This window comes from Caulobacter sp. FWC2 (assembly GCF_002742625.1).
Taxonomy (GTDB): domain Bacteria; phylum Pseudomonadota; class Alphaproteobacteria; order Caulobacterales; family Caulobacteraceae; genus Caulobacter.
Genome location: NZ_PEBF01000001.1, coordinates 1,655,694 through 1,671,388, shown reverse-complemented (window position 1 = coordinate 1,671,388; position 15,695 = coordinate 1,655,694). Strand labels below are relative to the sequence as shown.

Sequence of the window (15,695 nt, the reverse complement as noted above, 5' to 3'; positions counted from 1 at the left end):
CCGCGCTCTCTAGCCGCCCCTGCGCGCGCCCTTGGCGAACAGCAGGTCCGACCACCGCCAGTGACCGCCGCCCAGGGCGAAGCGAGCGCCGCCCGGGCCGTCGTTCAGGGAAATCAGGACCAGGCCCCGCATCGGCTCAGCGCGACAGGCGGCCGGGGCGAAGGCCACCTCCATCATGATCATCTCGCGCAGGCCGGCCAGGCCATCGCCTTCCTCGCCGGAGACCCTAGCCCAGTCGCCGCTCCAGACCAGGGGCGCGCGCCCGGCCCCGACCGTCGCGCCGTGGGCCCGCAGGAGCGAAGCGCGGGCGCGGGGGTTCTTGCGCAGGCCCTCCTGCAGCAGCCGGACCATGTCGCATCCCGCACCGCCGCCACCGCCGCCGCTGCCCGAGCCGGCCGTCGCCGCGCCCATCAGTTCGGACTCGCCCAGGCCCAGCACGGGGCTGGGTCCCGGATTGCGGCTAGCGGGCAGCGGCGTAACGTCCTTGGGGGGCTGCAGTTTCGACACGCGCAAGGGCGAGCGCGGCGCGGCTTTCGGCGCCGCCTTGGGCTTTTCCGGCGAAGGCGGCTTGGCCGGGGCCTTCACCGGCGACTTGGGCGCGTCGTGCGGCGCGGGCGGCGGCGGAGGGGGTGGCGGCGGAGGCGGAGGGGGCGGCGGGTCGACCAGCGAAACCATCACCGACGGTGGCTCGGGCGGCGGCGGGGTGATGTGCGTGGCGAACAGGACCATCAGGACCCCGACATGCGCGCCGATGCTCACGACCAGGGCGACGCCCTTGCCCCCTCGTCGTTTCCACCGCGCCATCAGTCCGCCAGGCCACGGGCCGAAGCGCCGGCCCAGGCGTCTGGAAAAATCACGTCCCCGCGTCAGGAACGTGGCGATTGGTCAAGCTTGGAAGGCGGTTCAGACCGACAGATCGACCAGCAGGCCGGTGCCCGCGGCCGGGGCGGCGCGCACGGCTTCCTTCAGCCGATCGGCGATCTCCGCGCGTTCGGCGTTCGAGGTCACGGGCTTGATCGGACGGATCGGCGAGACATAGGCCTCGGTCGCGATCCGATTGACGGTCATGTCCATCGGGCTCAATGCAGTCGTGAAACTAGCCATCGCATTGTCGTGCAATGGCCTTAACAAGCGCCTACCAGACGGCCAAGCCTCACTGTTTCTGGGTCCTCACGTTGACAGACGTGGGGTGAAGCCCCCACTTTCCCGGCGCTCGCCTTCCGGGCGATCCCAATTTCCTGAACAAGAGTCAGAATGAACGTCGTCGTCGTCGAGAGCCCGGCCAAGGCCAAGACCATCAACAAGTACCTCGGGTCCGACTACACGGTTCTCGCTTCCTACGGTCACATCCGCGACCTGCCGTCGAAGGACGGCTCGGTCGAGCCGGACAACGACTTCGCCATGAGCTGGGAAGTCGACGCCAAGGCCTCCAAGCGCATCGCCGACATCGTCGACGCGATGAAGGGGGCCGACCGCCTGATCCTGGCCACCGACCCCGACCGCGAAGGGGAAGCGATCAGCTGGCACGTCCTGGAAGTGCTGAACAAGAAGAAAGCGGTCAAGGGGATGACCGTCCAGCGGGTCACCTTCAACGCCATCACCAAATCCTCGGTGCTCGAGGCGATGGCCAATCCGCGCGACATCGACATGGAGCTGGTCGAGGCCTACCTGGCGCGCCGCGCCCTCGACTACCTGGTCGGCTTCACCCTCTCGCCCGTCCTGTGGCGCAAGCTGCCGGGCAGCCGCTCGGCCGGCCGCGTGCAGTCGGTCTGCCTGCGCCTGATCGTCGAGCGCGAGATGGAGATCGAGCGCTTCAAGACCCAGGAATACTGGAGCGTCGACGCCGACGTCTCGGCCGGCGCCGATCCGTTCACGGCCCGCCTGGTCAAGCACGAAGGCAAGAAGCTCACCAAGTTCGACCTGAACAACGAGACCTCGGCCCTGGCCGCCAAGGCCGCGGTGACCAGCGCCGTGTTCAAGGTCGCCGCTGTCGAGAAGAAGCCGGGCAAGCGCTCGCCCGCCCCGCCCTTCACCACCTCGACCCTGCAGCAGGAAGCCGCGCGCAAGCTGGGCTTCTCGGCCCAGCGCACCATGCAGGCCGCCCAGAAGCTGTATGAGGGCATCGACATCGGCGGCGAGACCGTGGGTCTGATCACCTACATGCGGACCGACGGCGTGTCGGTCGAGCCGGAAGGCATCGCCGAGGCGCGCAGCGTGATCGGCAATGTCTATGGCGCGACCTACGTCCCCGAGACCCCGCGCTACTACAAGGCCAAGGCCAAGAACGCGCAGGAGGCCCACGAAGCCATCCGCCCGACCAGCCTGAACCGCAACCCGGGCTCGCTGCGCCTGGAGTCGGACCTTGGCCGCCTGTACGAACTGATCTGGAAGCGGATGATCGCTTCGCAGATGGAAAGCGCCCGCATCGAGCGCACCACGGTCGACCTGGAAAGCAGCGATGGCCAGACCGGCCTGCGCGCCACGGGTCAGGTCGTGCTCTTCCCCGGCTATCTGGCCGTCTATGAGGAAGGCCGCGACGACGAGGGCGATGAAGACTCCGCCCGCCTGCCGATGATCGAGGAAGGCGCTTCGGCCAAGGTCATCGAGGCCCGCGCCGACCAGCACTTCACCGAACCGCCCCCGCGCTATTCGGAAGCCAGCCTGGTCAAGAAGATGGAAGAGCTGGGGATCGGCCGTCCGTCGACCTACGCCTCGGTCCTGACCGTGCTGCGCGACCGCGAATATGTGAAGATGGACAAGCAGCGCTTCGTCCCCGAGGACAAGGGCCGCCTGGTCACCGCGTTCCTGGAGCAGTTCTTCAAGCGCTACGTCGAGTACGACTTCACCGCCGCGCTCGAAGAGCAGCTGGATCTGGTGTCGGACGGCAAGCTGGACTGGAAGCAGTTCCTCCGTGACTTCTGGAAGGACTTCCACGCCGCCGTCGGTGAGATCGCCGAGCTGCGCACGACCAACGTGCTGGACGCGCTGAACGAGGCCCTGGGCCCGCACATCTTCCCGGACAAGGGCGATGGCTCCAACCCGCGCCTGTGCCCGACTTGCAATGTCGGCCAGCTCTCCTTGAAGACCGGCAAGTTCGGGGCCTTCATCGGCTGCTCGAACTATCCGGAGTGCCGCTACACCCGCCAGCTGGGCGTGTCGGAAGGCGACGGCGAGGCCGAGAGCGCCGACAAGGACCTGGGTGTCAATCCGGCGACCGGCCTGGCCGTGTGGCTGAAGAACGGCCGCTTTGGTCCCTATGTCGAGGAGCTGGCGGCCGCCGACAGCAGCGACAAGCCCAAGCGCTCGTCCCTGCCCAAGGGCTGGATCGCCTCGGCCATGGACCTGGAAAAGGCCCTGCGCCTGCTGTCGCTGCCGCGTGAAGTCGGCAAGCACCCGGACGACGGCAAGGTCATCACGGCGGGCCTGGGACGCTTCGGGCCGTTCGTGCTGCACGACGGCACCTACGCCAATCTCGAGAACGCCGACGAGGTGTTCGACGTCGGCCTGAACCGCGCCGTCGCCATTCTGGCCGACAAGCGTGCCGGCGGCGGGCGTCCGCAGCGCGGCGCCGCGACCGCCCTGGCCGAAATCGGCAACCACCCAGAGGACGGCAAGCCGGTGCGCGTGCTGTCGGGACGCTTTGGCCCCTACATCAAGCACGGCGACACCAACGCCAATGTGCCCAAGGGCAAGGACCCGGCCTCCATCACCATGGAAGAGGCCGTGGCCCTGATCGCCGAGCGCGCCGCCAAGGGCGGCGGCAAGAAGCCGGCGAAAAAGGCCGCAGCGCCGAAGAAGGCCGCCGCGAAGACCACCAAGGCGGAAGGCGACGCTCCGGCCAAGAAGACGGCCGCGAAGAAGCCCGCAGCCAAGAAGCCGGCGGCGAAGAAGACCGCACCCAAGGCGAAGGTCGAAGCGTCCTCGGACGACGGCGCCACGCCGTGGGACGACGAAGCCTAGTCTGTGAAGGCCACTCTGTTCAGGCGATCGGGAGGGGAGTAGGTTTCGAGCATGACGACGCTGGAACGTCCCCTGCCGCTGCATGTCGTGGTGTCCGCGCTGATCCTGTGCTGCGTGGGCGGCTTCGCCATGGGCCTGACCAACGCCATGAAGATCGACCGCGGCGGGCTGGAGCCGTCCAAGCAGCCTCTGGCCGAGGTCTCGGGCGTGCCCGTCAAGGACGCCGCTCCGGCCCTCGCCTACGAACCGCCGCCGGTGGAGAAACCCAAGCCCAAGGCCGTCGAGGTCCAGACCGCCGAGCAGGAAGCCCCGCCGGTGATCGAGGCCCCGCCCGCCGCGGCTCCCGCGCCGACGGCGACGGCCCCCGCCGCGCCCAAGCCGGTCGAGCCCCAGGCGCCGAAGTCGATCGAGGACCTGTACTAGCCCTCTCCTCCCCCTTCATGGGGGAGGTGGATCGGCGCGGATACGCGACGAGACGGAGGGGGCCGGTCATACCTCCCTGGCGCGCCGCCGCCCCCTCCACCGCCATTCGGCGGTCCCCCTCCCCCAACAGGGGGAGGAGAAGAAAATCTCGCCCACCTCGGCTGAAGCGCGGTAAGGCAGGACATGGCTAAACTTCGCCCGACCAAGACTTTCAAGCCCAAGCCGCCTGCGGGCCTTCCCGACCGCGAGACGCTGCTGGCGTTCCTGCGCGACGCCGGTGAGAGCGGCAAGGCCGACATCGCCCGCCACTTCGGCCTGAAGGGCGCCGATCGCCGCGCCCTGCGCGAGATGATCCGCGAGCTGGAAGCCCAAGGTGCCCTGGCCAAGCGCGGCCGCAAGGGCTTTGCCGAGCCCGGCTCCCTTCCCCCGGTGGGCGTAGCCGACGTGGTCGAGCGCGACGTCGACGGCGAACTCTACGTCAAGCTGACCAAGTCCGACGACGACGTCCCGAACGTCCGCCTGGCCCCGACCAAGGGCGAGGCTGCGGCCGGCGCGCCGGGGCTTGGCGACCGCCTGCTGGTCCGCTTCGAGCGCCTGGAGACCGGCGAGTTCGAAGCCAAGCTGATCAAGAAGCTCGGCCAAAGCGCCCACAAGGTGCTGGGCGTCATCCGCAAGCACCGCAAGGAGATCCGCGTCGAGCCGGTCGACCGCAAGTCCAAGGACGTGCTGATCCTCGACCCCAGCGTCGCCCACGACCTGAAGGACGGCGACCTCGTGCTCGCCCAGGTCGGCACGCATGGCGGCCGCTACGGTCCCAAGCCCGGCAAGGTGCTGGAAGTGGTCGGGACTGAGAACGATCCCCGCGCCGCCTCGCTGATCGCCATCCACAGCCACGGCATCCCGACCGGCTTCTCCGAGGCCGCCGAGGCCGAGGCCAGGACCGCCGTCGAACCGACGCTGACCGGCCGCGAGGACCTGCGCAAGCTGCCGTTCGTGACCATCGACCCGGTTGACGCCCGCGACCACGACGACGCCGTCTACGCCCATCCCGACGAGGACGAGACCAATAAGGGCGGCTGGGTGGTCTGGGTGGCCATCGCCGATGTGGCGGCCTATGTGCGCCCCGGCTCGGCCCTGGACCGCGACGCCCGCGAGAAGGGCAACAGCGTCTACTTCCCCGACCGGGTCGAGCCGATGCTGCCCGAGACCCTGTCCAACGGCCTGTGCTCGCTACGTGAGAGCGAGAACCGCGCGACCCTGGCCGTGCGGATGGTGTTCGACAAGTCGGGCCGCAAGAAGGGCCACAAGTTCGTGCGCGGCCTGATGCGCTCGGCCGCCAAGCTGTCCTACGAGCAGGCCCAGGCGGCCATCGACGGCCAGCCGGACGACAAGACCGGCCCGCTGCTGGAGCCGATCCTCCAGCCCCTGTGGGAAGCCTATCGGACGATGAAGATCGGCCGCGACGCCCGCTCGCCCCTGGCCATCGAGAGCGACGAGCGCCGGATCATCATCCGCCAGGGCGAGATCCTGTCCATCACCAAGCGTCCCAGCCTGGAAGCCCACAAGCTGATCGAGGAGATGATGGTGCAGGCCAATGTCTGCGCCGCCGAGAGCCTGGAGGCCAAGCGCTCGCCCCTGATCTACCGAGTGCACGACACGCCCAGCCTGGAGAAGGTGCAGAACCTCGCAGACTTCCTGCAGACGCTGGAGATCCGCTGGGACAAGGGCCAAGCCCCGCAGACCGCGCGGTTCAACAAGCTGCTGGACGAGACGCGCGAGGGTCCGAACGCGGCGATCATCAACGAAGTGGTCCTGCGCACCCAGATGCAGGCCCACTACAGCGCCGACAATATCGGCCACTTCGGCCTGAACCTGGCCAAGTACGCCCACTTCACCAGCCCGATCCGCCGCTATGCCGACCTGATCGTCCACCGGGGCCTGATCCGGGCCCTGGGGCTGGGCGACGACGGTCTTACCGACCAGGACATCGCCCAGATCAAGGACACGGCTGAGGTCATCACCCACGCCGAGCGCCGGGCCATGGCCGCCGAGCGCGACGCCACCGACCGCTACATCGCCGCCTTCCTGGCCGACCGCGTGGGCGCGACCTTCGCCGGCCGGGTCACCGGGGTGACCCGCTTTGGCCTGTTCGTGAAGCTGGTCGACACTGGCGCCGACGGCCTGGTGCCGGTCTCGACCCTGGGAGAGGAGTTCTTCGTCCACGACGAGAAGCTGCACGCCCTTGTCGGCGACCGCACCGGCCAGCGCTGGACGCTCGGCATGAACGTCGAGGTCAAGCTGGTCGAGGCCACGCCTGTCACCGGCGGGCTGCTGTTCGAGATGCTGAGCGACCCGCTGCCGGCGGATCCGAAGATGCCAAGGCCCAGGTTGGGGGCGCGGCGGCAGGCGGCGGTGAAGCCGCGCGGCGGATTGCCGAAAGGCGTTCGGCGCGGCAAGCGGCGGTAAGATGCTCCCCCGCGTTGCGGGGGAGCTGTCGCGGAGCGACTGAGGGGGCGAACGCGGCCTCTATCCAGCTAGCCCCCTCCGGCCCTCTGGGCCACCTCCCCCGCGATGCGGGGGAGGATCTACTTCACGCCGATCGCCGCCTCCAGCCGATCCGCCATCATCCGCTGATCCGCGACCGACGGATGCCCGTGGCACGCGCCACGATCCAGGCCGGTGATCCGCACCGCCGTCGCGCCGGTGCGATCCGCGACCTCCCCGACATCCACGTCGAACGTATCCCCGGCGATCAGGAAGACCCGCGCGCCAGGACGGTTGGCCTTCAGGCCCTCGACGAAGGCGACGTAGCGCTCCCGATAGTCCTTGCGCAGCGCCGCCTCGTCGGCCCAGGCCTCTCCAGGGTGCAGCGGCGTCGAAAAGTCGTTGGTGCCGAGGCCTATGACGACGATGTCCGGCGTCCAGGGATCGTCCGCCGCCACGCGTGGCTCGGCTTGGCCGGGGATGATGCGCGGCAATAGCACCGGCAGCGTCTCGCCCGGCGCCAAGCCATTGTAGTTGCGCACCACGCCCCGGCCCGAGAAGGCCTCGATCCGATAGTCGGCGTCGAGCCGTCCGGCCAGGATCGGCCCGAAGGCCAGGCTGGTGTCGGTCAGGTCGTGGACCTGTTGCTCCGTGCAGTCGCGGCTCGTCGAGCGCACGCCGTAGCCGACAGTGTAGGAATCGCCGATGAACTCGATCCGGCGCGGACGGCTGGGCGCCGGCAAGGCCCCCTCCCTTGGCCCGACGAAGAAGCCCTCGAACCGCGCCGAGCCCGTCTGGCTTTCCGTCAGCTTGTCCAGGCGCACGACGTGCTCGCCGGGACCCAGGCGGTCGAGCAGCAGGTGAAGCTCGCCGGCCTTGGTCAGCTCGGCCTTGCGCACGCCGTCGATGCTGACCGCCAGATGCTCGGCGCCGGTGTCGACCACCACCTCGACCGAAGGCCCCTTGAAGCGCCCCTCGAAATAGACCCCCGGCCAGCCGAACTCGTACGCCCCGTCCGGCGCCGGCGCGACCCGGCCGCCGATGTTCAGCGGTAGCGCCGTCTGGGCCCAGGTCTTTTGGGCGAAGACGGGGGTCGCGAGACCCAGGAGGACGGCGAGAGTCAGCAAGCGCATGACCTCCTTCTCAAGCCGGATGCGCGCCGCGTCAAACCCCGCTAAGCAGAGCCATGCGCGCAGAGATCGAACCCTTCCACGCCATCGCCATCAGCCGCCTGGCTCACCAGTTGAAGACGCAGGGCGCCTCGATCATCCACATGGAGTTCGGCCAGCCCTCGACGGGCGCGCCGAGCAAGGCGATCACCAAGGCCCACGAGATCCTCGACGCCGAGGCCATGGGCTATTGGGAAAGCCCCCTGCTGCGCCAGCGGATCGCCGACCGCTACCAGACCCTCTACGGCGTCACGGTCGAGCCTGAGCGGATCGTCCTGACCTGCGGCGCCTCGCCCGCGCTTGTGCTGGCGCTGTCCAGCGTGTTCACCCCCGGCGACCGCATCGCCCTGGCCCGCCCCGGCTATGTCGCCTATCGCAACAGCCTGAAGGCCCTGCACCTGGAGCCGGTCGAGATCGCCTGCGGGCCCGAGGATCGCTTCCAGCTGACCGCCAAGCATCTTGCCGAACTGGAACCCGCCCCGGCCGGCGTCATCGTCGCCAGTCCCGCCAACCCGACCGGCACGATCATCGCGCCCGAGGAGCTTGAGAAAATCGCCCAGGTCTGCCGCGAACGCGGCATCCGCATCATCAGCGACGAGATCTATCACGGCCTCAGCTACACGGGCCGCACGCCCTCGATGCTGGAGTTCGCCCCCGACGCCCTGATCGTCAACAGCTTCAGCAAGTACTTCAGCATGGCCGGCTGGCGGCTGGGCTGGCTGCTGACGCCGCTGGGCGAGGACCTGGAGCGCGCCCGGGCCTATGTCGGCAACCTGTTCCTGACAGCCCCGTCGCTGAGTCAGCACGCGGGGCTGGCGGCGATGGACTGCATCGACGAGCTAGAGGCTCATATCGACGTGTATCGGGCCAATCGCCAGCGGATGCTGGACGCCCTGCCGGCGCTCGGTCTGCGCAAGATCGCCCCGCCCGATGGCGCCTTCTACATCTGGGCCGACATCGGCCACCTGACGGACGACTCGCTGGGCTTCTGCCAGCAGCTCCTAAAGGACACCGGCGTGGCCACCGCCCCCGGCGTCGACTTCGATCCGGTCGAGGGCAAGCACTTCATCCGCTTCAGCTTCGCGGTCTCGACGGCCGAGGTCGAAGAGGCGCTGAAGCGGATGACGCCGTGGTTCGTCGACAGGATGCTCCCCCGCGATGCGGGGGAGCTGTCGCGGAGCGACTGAGGGGGCCAATGCGGCCTCGATCCAGCTTGCCCCCTCCGGCCCTCTGGGCCACCTCCCCCGCATCGCGGGGGAGGATCTACTTCTTCTCCAGATAATCCAGCGCCATGAACACCTCGGCCTTCACCCCGGTCTCGAACACCGCCTCGTCGACATCGAAATAGGGCGAGTGGTTGGCCGGCGCGGTGGCGGCCGGCACGTTCGCCTTGCGGCCGCCCAGCTGCACGAACACCGCCGGGACCTTCTCGGCGTACATCGAGAAGTCCTCAGCCCCGGTCACCAGGGCGGCCTTGTCGTCGACCTTGCCGGGCGAGGCCTTTTCCAGGCTGGCCTTGACCCAGGCCGATAGCGCCGGGTCGTTGTAGGTCACCGGATAGGGCTGGCTGAACACCGCCTCGGCCTTGGCGCCGTAGCGGTCGCCGATGGCGGCGACGGCCTTCTGCATCTTGGCGACCAGGTCGTCGTGGCGGGCGGTGGAGAAGGTCCGCATGGTCCCCTCCATCTTCAGGTCCTCGGGAATGATGTTCTGGCGCATGCCCATGTTGATGACGGCGATCGTCACCACCGAGGGCGAGGCGCCGACATCGACCTGGCGGGCGGCGATCTGGTTGGTGGCCTGGATGATGTCGGCGGCCACGCTGGCCATGTCGACACCGGCCCAGGGCCGCGCGCCATGGGTCTGCTTGCCCTTAACGGTGATCGTCAGCCGGTCGGACGAGGCGTAGAAGCCCTCGGGGCGATAGTTCAGCAGGTTGGCGTCGGCGGGGCCGATGTGCAGGCCGAAGATCGCGTCGACCTTGGGCTTGTCCAGAGCGCCGTCGCGGATCATCAGCTTGGCGCCGCCCTCCTCGCCGGCCTGCGGGCCTTCCTCGGCGGGCTGGAAGATCAGGACCACCGTGCCCTTGATGTCGGCCTTCATGCCGGCCAGCACCGTGGCGGTCCCCAGCAGCATGGCCACGTGGGTGTCATGACCGCAGGCGTGCATGACCGGCACCGTCCTGCCTTCCCAGGTCGCGGTGACCTTGGAGGCGAAAGGCAGGCCCGTCTTTTCCTCGACCGGCAGGGCGTCCATGTCGGCGCGCAGGGCCACGACCTTGCCCGGCTTGCCGCCCTTCAGGATGCCGACCACGCCGGTCTTGCCGACGTTCTCGCGGACCTCGAAGCCCAGGGCCTTCAGCTCCTTGGCGATCAGGGCCGAGGTGCGGACCTCCTGATTACCCAGTTCCGGATGCTCATGGATGTCGCGCCGCCAGGCGATGACCTTGGGCTGGACCGCCTTGGCCGCAGCCTCGATCTTGGCGGTGGAAGGCGCGGCCATCGCCGGCGCGCCGAAAGCCATGCCCGCCACCAGCGCCAGCGCCGAAACCCGTCCGATCATCACAAACCCCTCCCAAAAAGCGCAGCGACCTTGGGACGCGTCGTGGCGAAGGGTCAAGCGTCCGCCGGCTTGACGTCGGGTCGCTCTATGCAGCTTCGCGGATCGGTCTAACTTGAGCGCATGAGCCTGCCGCCGATCGACGCGAAATTCGACACGATCCACGACGGCGCCGTGCGCGAGACCGGCGCGGCGCTGACGCCCAAGCACGCCGCCACCCTGATCATCGTTCGCACCGACGGTCCGCAGCCACGCCTGCTGATGGGGCGGCGCAACGGCGGCCACGCCTTCATGCCCGACAAGTGGGTGTTCCCCGGCGGCCGGGTCGATCGCACCGACTACGACGCCCCCAGCGCCACCGAACTCGCGCCTGACGTCTCCGCGCGGCTGGAGCTGGAACCTCGCCATCGCACGCCAACCCGCCTTGCCCGCGCCCTGGCCCTGGCGGCGGTGCGAGAGACCTTCGAGGAGACAGGGCTGCTGCTGGCCCGCCAAGCTCCTGTACGGCCCGGCGCGGGGCCCTGGCGGCCATTCCTGGCCCAGGGCGCCCTGCCCGACCTGGCGCCGCTCTCCTTCGTGGCCCGAGCGATCACCCCGCCCTATCGCCCGCGCCGCTTCGACGCCCGCTTCTTCATGGCGCCGGCCGAGGCGCTGCTGTCGCTGGACCGTCGGCCGGACTGCGGCGAGCTGGACGAGATCGCCTGGGTCGACTTCCAGGAGGCGATGGCGCTGGATCTGCCCAATATCACCCGCTTCGTGGTCCACGAGATCGGCCAGCGCCTCGCCGACACTGGACGGCCCGCCCCCTTCATGCGCTTCCTGAATGGTAAACGGCGCCTGACCCACCTCTAGGTCGGCTTCCGGGGGAAAGCACATGCTCGCCACACTGCTCGCCGTCGCCCTGGCCGCCACGCCGCCCACACCATCCGACATCGACAAGCTGGGCTTCATCGCCGGCTGCTGGACCCTGACCCGGCCCAACGGCACGAAGATCGAGGAGCAGTGGCTGGCGCCGGCCGGCGGCGCGATGATCGGCATGAGCCGCAGCGTCCGCGATGGCAAGCTGCGCGAGTACGAGTTCATGCGCATCCTGCCCGCCGCCGACGGCAAGCCGCAGTTCGTGGCGATTCCCTCCGGCCAGACCGAAGCCGCCTTCCCGATGAAGGATATCTCAGAGAACGCCGTGACCTTCGAGGCGCCCGAGCACGACTTCCCGCAGCGGATTCTCTATCGCCTGGTCGACAAGGACACCCTGGTGGCCCGGATCGAGGGTTCCGTCGGCGGACAGGCGCGTTCGGCCGACTTTCCTTACCGGCGTTGTCAGACCGGCAATTGACTTTGAGTCCCCGATGAGTATGTTCCGCGCCTCTTAATTCCAACGCGCGGGAACCTGCGCGACCACCGCAGGGATTCGACCATGGCCAAACCGGCTTCAATCAAGATCCGCCTGAACTCGACGGCGGACACCGGCTTCTTCTACGTCACCAAGAAGAACGCCCGCACCAAGACCGAAAAGATGGTGCTGAAGAAGTACGATCCGGTCGTCCGCAAGCACGTCGAATTCCGCGAAGGCAAGATCAAGTAAGATCGCTTTCAGCGCTACGACATCAAGACGCCCGGCTAGCGATAGCCGGGCGTTTTTGATTCTGGCTTCAAGATATCAGCGGGAAATGACGTCCCAGGCGGCCTCAGCGATACGCCAGGCCCGTCAGGCGGCCTTGCCGACCACGGCGTTCCGGCCCGAGGCCTTGGCCTGGTAGACGCCCTGATCGGCCCGCTTCAGCAGGGCTTCAGGGGTGTCGTCGGGGCCGAGCGTGGCCGAGACGCCGACCGAGATGGTCACCGTCAGCTGTTCCTTGGTCGGCCCGACCTTGAAGGGCGAGCCGGCGACATGGTTGCGGATCCGTTCGGCGATGCGCAGGGCGTCGGCCAGCTGGGTGTCGGGCATGACCACCACGAACTCCTCGCCGCCGAAGCGGCACGGCAGGTCGATGGCGCGGACGTTCGAGGCCAGGCGCAGGGCGAACTCGCGCAGCACCTCGTCGCCGATATCGTGACCGAAGGTGTCGTTGATCTTCTTGAAGAAATCGATGTCGATCAGCAGGGCCGAGACCGGCTCGCCGCCCATCGCCGCACGCTTGACCAGCGAGTCGAGCTGGCCGGACATGTAGCGACGATTGTGCAGCCCCGTGAGCTGGTCTGTGACGGCCAGTTCCAGGCTGTGGTCCAGGTTGTTGCGCAGATAGTCGGTGTAGCGCTTGCGCTGGATCTGCGTCTTGACGCGGGCCGACAGCTCCTGCGGGTCCACCGGACGCGGCAGGATGTCGTTCACGCCGATTTCCAGCGCCTTGACCATGCGATTGCGATCGTCGGGATCGACCATGGCCAGGACGGGCAGCTGGCGCGAGCGCTCTTCCGACCGCAGAGCGGCTGTGAAGCGCAGGCCATCGAAGCTCTTGGCGGCGGCGTTGACGATGACCAGGTCGACGGGGCCGCCGGCGCTGATCTTGGCCTTTTCAGGATCGCTCTCGATGACCGGGCGATGCTCGACGCCCAGCTCGGCCGCGATGCGGGCGGCCTGGCGTTCGTTGTCGTCGACGATCAGCACCCGCCCGCCCAGGCCGTCCAGGCGGGCGGCGGCGCCGGCGATCACGCCCATGCGGCGGCCAGAGGCCTCGCGCTGGCGCAGTTCGTCGATCACGAGCTTGAAGCGTGTCAGGCTGCGCACGCGGGCGAACAGCATGACGTCGTCGATGGGCTTGGTCAGGAAGTCCGAAGCGCCCGCCTCCAGGCCCTGGATGCGGTCGCCTCGGCCGTCGAGGGCCGTGATCAGCACCACCGGGATGTGGCGGGTGGCGGGATCTTCCTTGAGTTTGCGACAGACGGTGAAGCCGTCCATGCCGGGCATCATCACGTCCAGCAGGATGATGTCGGGCAGGTCTCGAGACGCCATGGCCAAGGCGGTCGGGCCATCCATGGCGCTGGAGACTTCATAGTACTCGGCCGTCAGCTTGGCCTCGAGCAGACGGACATTGGCTTCGATGTCGTCGACGACGAGGATCCGGGCGCTCATGCGGCCGGGACCTTGTCCAGGAGCCGCTTGATGGTGTCCAGGAAGTGGACCACCGAGATCGGCTTGGAGATATAGGCCTCGCAGCCCCCCTCGCGGATGCGCTCTTCGTCGCCCTTCATGGCGAAGGCGGTGACGGCCACGACCGGGATATGGGCGAGCTCGTCGTCTTCCTTCAGCCACTTGGTGACTTCCAGGCCGGAGATCTCCGGCAGCTGGATGTCCATCAGAATCAGGTCGGGCTTGTTGTCGCGGGCAATGGACAGCGCCGACAGACCCTCGCGAGTCTGCAGGGTCTCGTAACCCTGGGCTTCGAGCAGATCATGAAAGAGCTTCATGTTCAGCTCGTTATCCTCCACGATGAGGACCTTCTTCGTCATCCTTACCCCGACCAAAAGGTCACGTGGCGACGCCTAGGGATTCGCGTCGTCTTCCAGAACCAGTTGCCACGAATATCCTTAAGCCCCCGCTAATCGCGTTAAGACCCATAAGACCATGGAACAACGCTACTCCGACCTTCAAGCCTGCGCCATTACGCCGACCGCGTCGCTGGTCATTGTCGATGTCGACGAGGTGCTGGCGCAGTTCATGCGCGGCTTCGGCGATTTCATCGCGCGCCATGGCTTCGAGCTGCGTGTTGATCGCTTTGCCCTGTTCCAGAACATCTACCGCCCAGGCGAGACGGAACACCTCGATCTGATCGCGGGCAAGGTGCTTTTCGACGATTTCTTCCGCGACGGGGCCGATGATCTGGTCCCGGCGATCGGCGCGGCCGACGCCCTGGCCGGTCTTTCGACCCGCGCCGAGGTGGTGATCCTGACCAACGCGCCCGAGCACGGCCGGCTGGCGCGCGCCAAGTGGCTGAAGACTCACGGCTTCGACTACCCACTGATCATCAACAGCGGCCCCAAGGGTCCGGCGGCGGCGGAGCTGGCCGCGCGCACGTCGGGAAAGGCCGTCTTCATCGATGACCTTTTGCCGCAGCTGGAATCGGTGGCGGAGAAGGCGCCCGACGTCGGGCGGTTCCAGATGGTCAGCGACGAGCGCCTGCGCCCGTTCGCCCCTTCCGCGCCCGATCGTCATGTCCGTATTGACGAGTGGCCCCGCCTGAAGGCCGCCATTGAGGAGCGTCTGTTCGCATGATCCGGTTCGGAGTCGATTTCGGCGGCACCAAGATAGAGATCGCGGCCCTCAGCGAGACCGGCGAGTTCGTCGCGCGGGTGCGCAAGCCCAATCCTGGCGACTACGACGCCGCGCTGGACGTGGTCGCCGGTCTGCTGACCGACGCGGAGTGCATGGCGGGCGCGACCTGTGCGCGCCTGGGCCTGGGCATTCCCGGCTCGATCTCGCCGCGCACCGGCCTGATCCGCAACGCCAACAGCGTTTATCTGAACGGCCGCCCCTTCGGTCAGGACCTGGAACAACGCCTGGCGCGCCCCGTGCGCCTGGCCAACGACGCCAACTGCCTGGCCCTGTCCGAGGCCGCGGACGGCGCGGGGGCCGGCGCGCCCGTGGTGTTCGCGGTGATCATCGGCACCGGCTGCGGCGGCGGCGTCGTGGTCGACGGCAAGATCATCGAGGGCCACAACGGCTTCGGCGGCGAATGGGGTCACATGCCCCTGCCCTGGCCGAAGCCGGAAGAATACCCTGGTCCCGCGTGCTGGTGCGGCCGCAAGGGCTGCATGGAGAAATGGGTCGCGGGTCCGGCTTTCGCGCGCGACGCGGGCTTCCCCACCGGCCACGAGGCCATGGACGCCATCGAAGCCGGCGACGCCTCGGCCGCCGCGGCCCTGGACCGTTATATCGACCGCCTGGGCCGAGGCCTGGCCGCGATCTGCGACATCATCGATCCTGACGTCATCGTGCTGGGCGGCGGCATGTCCAATGTCGACGCGCTCTATGAACGCCTGCCCGCCGCCATCGCGCCGCACGTCTTTTCCGACGTCTTCGAGACGCCCGTGAAGAAGGCCGTGCATGGCGACAGCTCCGGCGTGCGCGGCGCGGTCTGGCTGTGGCCGCAGGAAGTCTGA

The 15,695-nt window shown here is 68.2% G+C and carries 15 protein-coding genes; 9 read left to right on the top strand and 6 right to left on the bottom strand.

Annotated features, from left to right (window positions below):
• Positions 1 to 9: 9 nt before the first annotated feature.
• Together CSW62_RS08205 and CSW62_RS26090 are read right to left on the bottom strand one after the other, a co-directional pair.
• Positions 10 to 804 carry a hypothetical protein gene (locus CSW62_RS08205; protein ID WP_099576720.1) on the bottom strand — a complete coding sequence of 265 codons (795 nt, stop codon included), beginning with the start codon at positions 802 to 804 and terminating at the stop codon, positions 10 to 12.
• A gap of 99 nt (positions 805 to 903) precedes the next feature.
• Positions 904 to 1,074 carry a hypothetical protein gene (locus CSW62_RS26090; protein ID WP_125159373.1) on the bottom strand — a complete coding sequence of 57 codons (171 nt, stop codon included), beginning with the start codon at positions 1,072 to 1,074 and terminating at the stop codon, positions 904 to 906.
• A 180-nt stretch (positions 1,075 to 1,254) separates the two neighbouring features.
• On the opposite strand from CSW62_RS26090, the gene topA reads away from it, so the two are divergent.
• The 3 genes from topA to rnr all read left to right on the top strand — a co-directional run bounded on the left by topA (position 1,255) and on the right by rnr (position 6,849).
• Positions 1,255 to 3,960: a type I DNA topoisomerase gene (topA, locus tag CSW62_RS08200; RefSeq protein WP_099576718.1), complete on the top strand. Its 2,706-nt coding sequence runs from the start codon at positions 1,255 to 1,257 to the stop codon at positions 3,958 to 3,960.
• A 51-nt stretch (positions 3,961 to 4,011) separates the two neighbouring features.
• Positions 4,012 to 4,383: a hypothetical protein gene (locus CSW62_RS08195; RefSeq protein WP_099576716.1), complete on the top strand. Its 372-nt coding sequence runs from the start codon at positions 4,012 to 4,014 to the stop codon at positions 4,381 to 4,383.
• A gap of 183 nt (positions 4,384 to 4,566) precedes the next feature.
• Positions 4,567 to 6,849, top strand: a complete 2,283-nt coding sequence (gene rnr / locus CSW62_RS08190; RefSeq protein WP_099576713.1) for a ribonuclease R — start codon at positions 4,567 to 4,569, stop codon at positions 6,847 to 6,849.
• A gap of 119 nt (positions 6,850 to 6,968) precedes the next feature.
• On the opposite strand, the gene CSW62_RS08180 is transcribed toward rnr, so the two are convergent.
• A complete protein-coding gene (locus CSW62_RS08180) occupies positions 6,969 to 8,000 on the bottom strand; it encodes an SGNH/GDSL hydrolase family protein (protein ID WP_099576711.1) in 1,032 nt (343 codons plus the stop codon).
• A gap of 53 nt (positions 8,001 to 8,053) precedes the next feature.
• Here CSW62_RS08180 and CSW62_RS08175 point away from each other — a divergent pair, with 53 nt between their 5' ends.
• The gene (locus CSW62_RS08175; RefSeq protein ID WP_099576709.1) at positions 8,054 to 9,223 is read left to right on the top strand and encodes a pyridoxal phosphate-dependent aminotransferase; all 1,170 of its coding nucleotides are present in this window, start codon (positions 8,054 to 8,056) and stop codon (positions 9,221 to 9,223) included.
• 76 nt (positions 9,224 to 9,299) lie between these two features.
• Here CSW62_RS08175 and CSW62_RS08165 read toward each other — a convergent pair whose 3' ends face one another.
• Positions 9,300 to 10,598, bottom strand: coding sequence for an amidohydrolase (locus CSW62_RS08165; RefSeq protein ID WP_099576707.1), 1,299 nt, complete (start codon positions 10,596 to 10,598; stop codon positions 9,300 to 9,302).
• Positions 10,599 to 10,718: 120 nt separating this feature from the next.
• Here CSW62_RS08165 and CSW62_RS08160 point away from each other — a divergent pair, with 120 nt between their 5' ends.
• The 3 genes from CSW62_RS08160 (at position 10,719) to rpmG (ending at position 12,180) form a co-directional block, all read left to right on the top strand.
• A complete protein-coding gene (locus tag CSW62_RS08160; RefSeq protein ID WP_099576705.1) occupies positions 10,719 to 11,447 on the top strand; it encodes an NUDIX domain-containing protein in 729 nt (242 codons plus the stop codon).
• 22 nt (positions 11,448 to 11,469) lie between these two features.
• Positions 11,470 to 11,931 (top strand): DUF6265 family protein, encoded by a 462-nt coding sequence (locus CSW62_RS08155; RefSeq protein WP_099576703.1) that lies wholly within the window; start codon positions 11,470 to 11,472, stop codon positions 11,929 to 11,931.
• A gap of 81 nt (positions 11,932 to 12,012) precedes the next feature.
• Positions 12,013 to 12,180: a 50S ribosomal protein L33 gene (gene rpmG / locus CSW62_RS08150; protein ID WP_004620056.1), complete on the top strand. Its 168-nt coding sequence runs from the start codon at positions 12,013 to 12,015 to the stop codon at positions 12,178 to 12,180.
• Between the two features lie 123 nt (positions 12,181 to 12,303).
• Here the strand turns inward: rpmG and CSW62_RS08145 are convergent, their stop codons facing one another.
• Both CSW62_RS08145 and divK read right to left on the bottom strand, forming a co-directional pair.
• Complete coding sequence (locus CSW62_RS08145) at positions 12,304 to 13,668, bottom strand: PleD family two-component system response regulator (RefSeq protein ID WP_099576701.1); 1,365 nt, start codon at positions 13,666 to 13,668, stop codon at positions 12,304 to 12,306.
• Positions 13,665 to 14,045, bottom strand: coding sequence for a cell-cycle response regulator DivK (gene divK / locus CSW62_RS08140; protein ID WP_099576699.1), 381 nt, complete (start codon positions 14,043 to 14,045; stop codon positions 13,665 to 13,667). Before divK ends, CSW62_RS08145 begins: the two co-directional genes overlap by 4 nt.
• A 115-nt stretch (positions 14,046 to 14,160) precedes the next feature.
• Between divK and CSW62_RS08135 the strand changes: the two genes are divergently transcribed.
• Both CSW62_RS08135 and CSW62_RS08130 read left to right on the top strand, forming a co-directional pair.
• Positions 14,161 to 14,808 carry a hypothetical protein gene (locus CSW62_RS08135; RefSeq protein WP_099576697.1) on the top strand — a complete coding sequence of 216 codons (648 nt, stop codon included), beginning with the start codon at positions 14,161 to 14,163 and terminating at the stop codon, positions 14,806 to 14,808.
• Entirely contained in the window at positions 14,805 to 15,695 is an 891-nt protein-coding gene (locus CSW62_RS08130; RefSeq protein ID WP_099576695.1) for an ROK family protein, read from the top strand. The genes CSW62_RS08135 and CSW62_RS08130 overlap by 4 nt, the downstream gene beginning before the upstream one ends.

What these genes read in the sequence shown, in the direction of transcription:
- CSW62_RS08205 (WP_099576720.1), bottom strand. Translation starts at nt 804, where the DNA reads ATGGCGCGGTGGAAACGACGAGGGGGCAAGGGCGTCGCCCTGGTCGTG.
- CSW62_RS26090 (WP_125159373.1), bottom strand. Translation starts at nt 1,074, where the DNA reads ATGGACATGACCGTCAATCGGATCGCGACCGAGGCCTATGTCTCGCCG.
- topA (WP_099576718.1), top strand. Translation starts at nt 1,255, where the DNA reads ATGAACGTCGTCGTCGTCGAGAGCCCGGCCAAGGCCAAGACCATCAAC.
- CSW62_RS08195 (WP_099576716.1), top strand. Translation starts at nt 4,012, where the DNA reads ATGACGACGCTGGAACGTCCCCTGCCGCTGCATGTCGTGGTGTCCGCG.
- rnr (WP_099576713.1), top strand. Translation starts at nt 4,567, where the DNA reads ATGGCTAAACTTCGCCCGACCAAGACTTTCAAGCCCAAGCCGCCTGCG.
- CSW62_RS08180 (WP_099576711.1), bottom strand. Translation starts at nt 8,000, where the DNA reads ATGCGCTTGCTGACTCTCGCCGTCCTCCTGGGTCTCGCGACCCCCGTC.
- CSW62_RS08175 (WP_099576709.1), top strand. Translation starts at nt 8,054, where the DNA reads ATGCGCGCAGAGATCGAACCCTTCCACGCCATCGCCATCAGCCGCCTG.
- CSW62_RS08165 (WP_099576707.1), bottom strand. Translation starts at nt 10,598, where the DNA reads ATGATCGGACGGGTTTCGGCGCTGGCGCTGGTGGCGGGCATGGCTTTC.
- CSW62_RS08160 (WP_099576705.1), top strand. Translation starts at nt 10,719, where the DNA reads ATGAGCCTGCCGCCGATCGACGCGAAATTCGACACGATCCACGACGGC.
- CSW62_RS08155 (WP_099576703.1), top strand. Translation starts at nt 11,470, where the DNA reads ATGCTCGCCACACTGCTCGCCGTCGCCCTGGCCGCCACGCCGCCCACA.
- rpmG (WP_004620056.1), top strand. Translation starts at nt 12,013, where the DNA reads ATGGCCAAACCGGCTTCAATCAAGATCCGCCTGAACTCGACGGCGGAC.
- CSW62_RS08145 (WP_099576701.1), bottom strand. Translation starts at nt 13,668, where the DNA reads ATGAGCGCCCGGATCCTCGTCGTCGACGACATCGAAGCCAATGTCCGT.
- divK (WP_099576699.1), bottom strand. Translation starts at nt 14,045, where the DNA reads ATGACGAAGAAGGTCCTCATCGTGGAGGATAACGAGCTGAACATGAAG.
- CSW62_RS08135 (WP_099576697.1), top strand. Translation starts at nt 14,161, where the DNA reads ATGGAACAACGCTACTCCGACCTTCAAGCCTGCGCCATTACGCCGACC.
- CSW62_RS08130 (WP_099576695.1), top strand. Translation starts at nt 14,805, where the DNA reads ATGATCCGGTTCGGAGTCGATTTCGGCGGCACCAAGATAGAGATCGCG.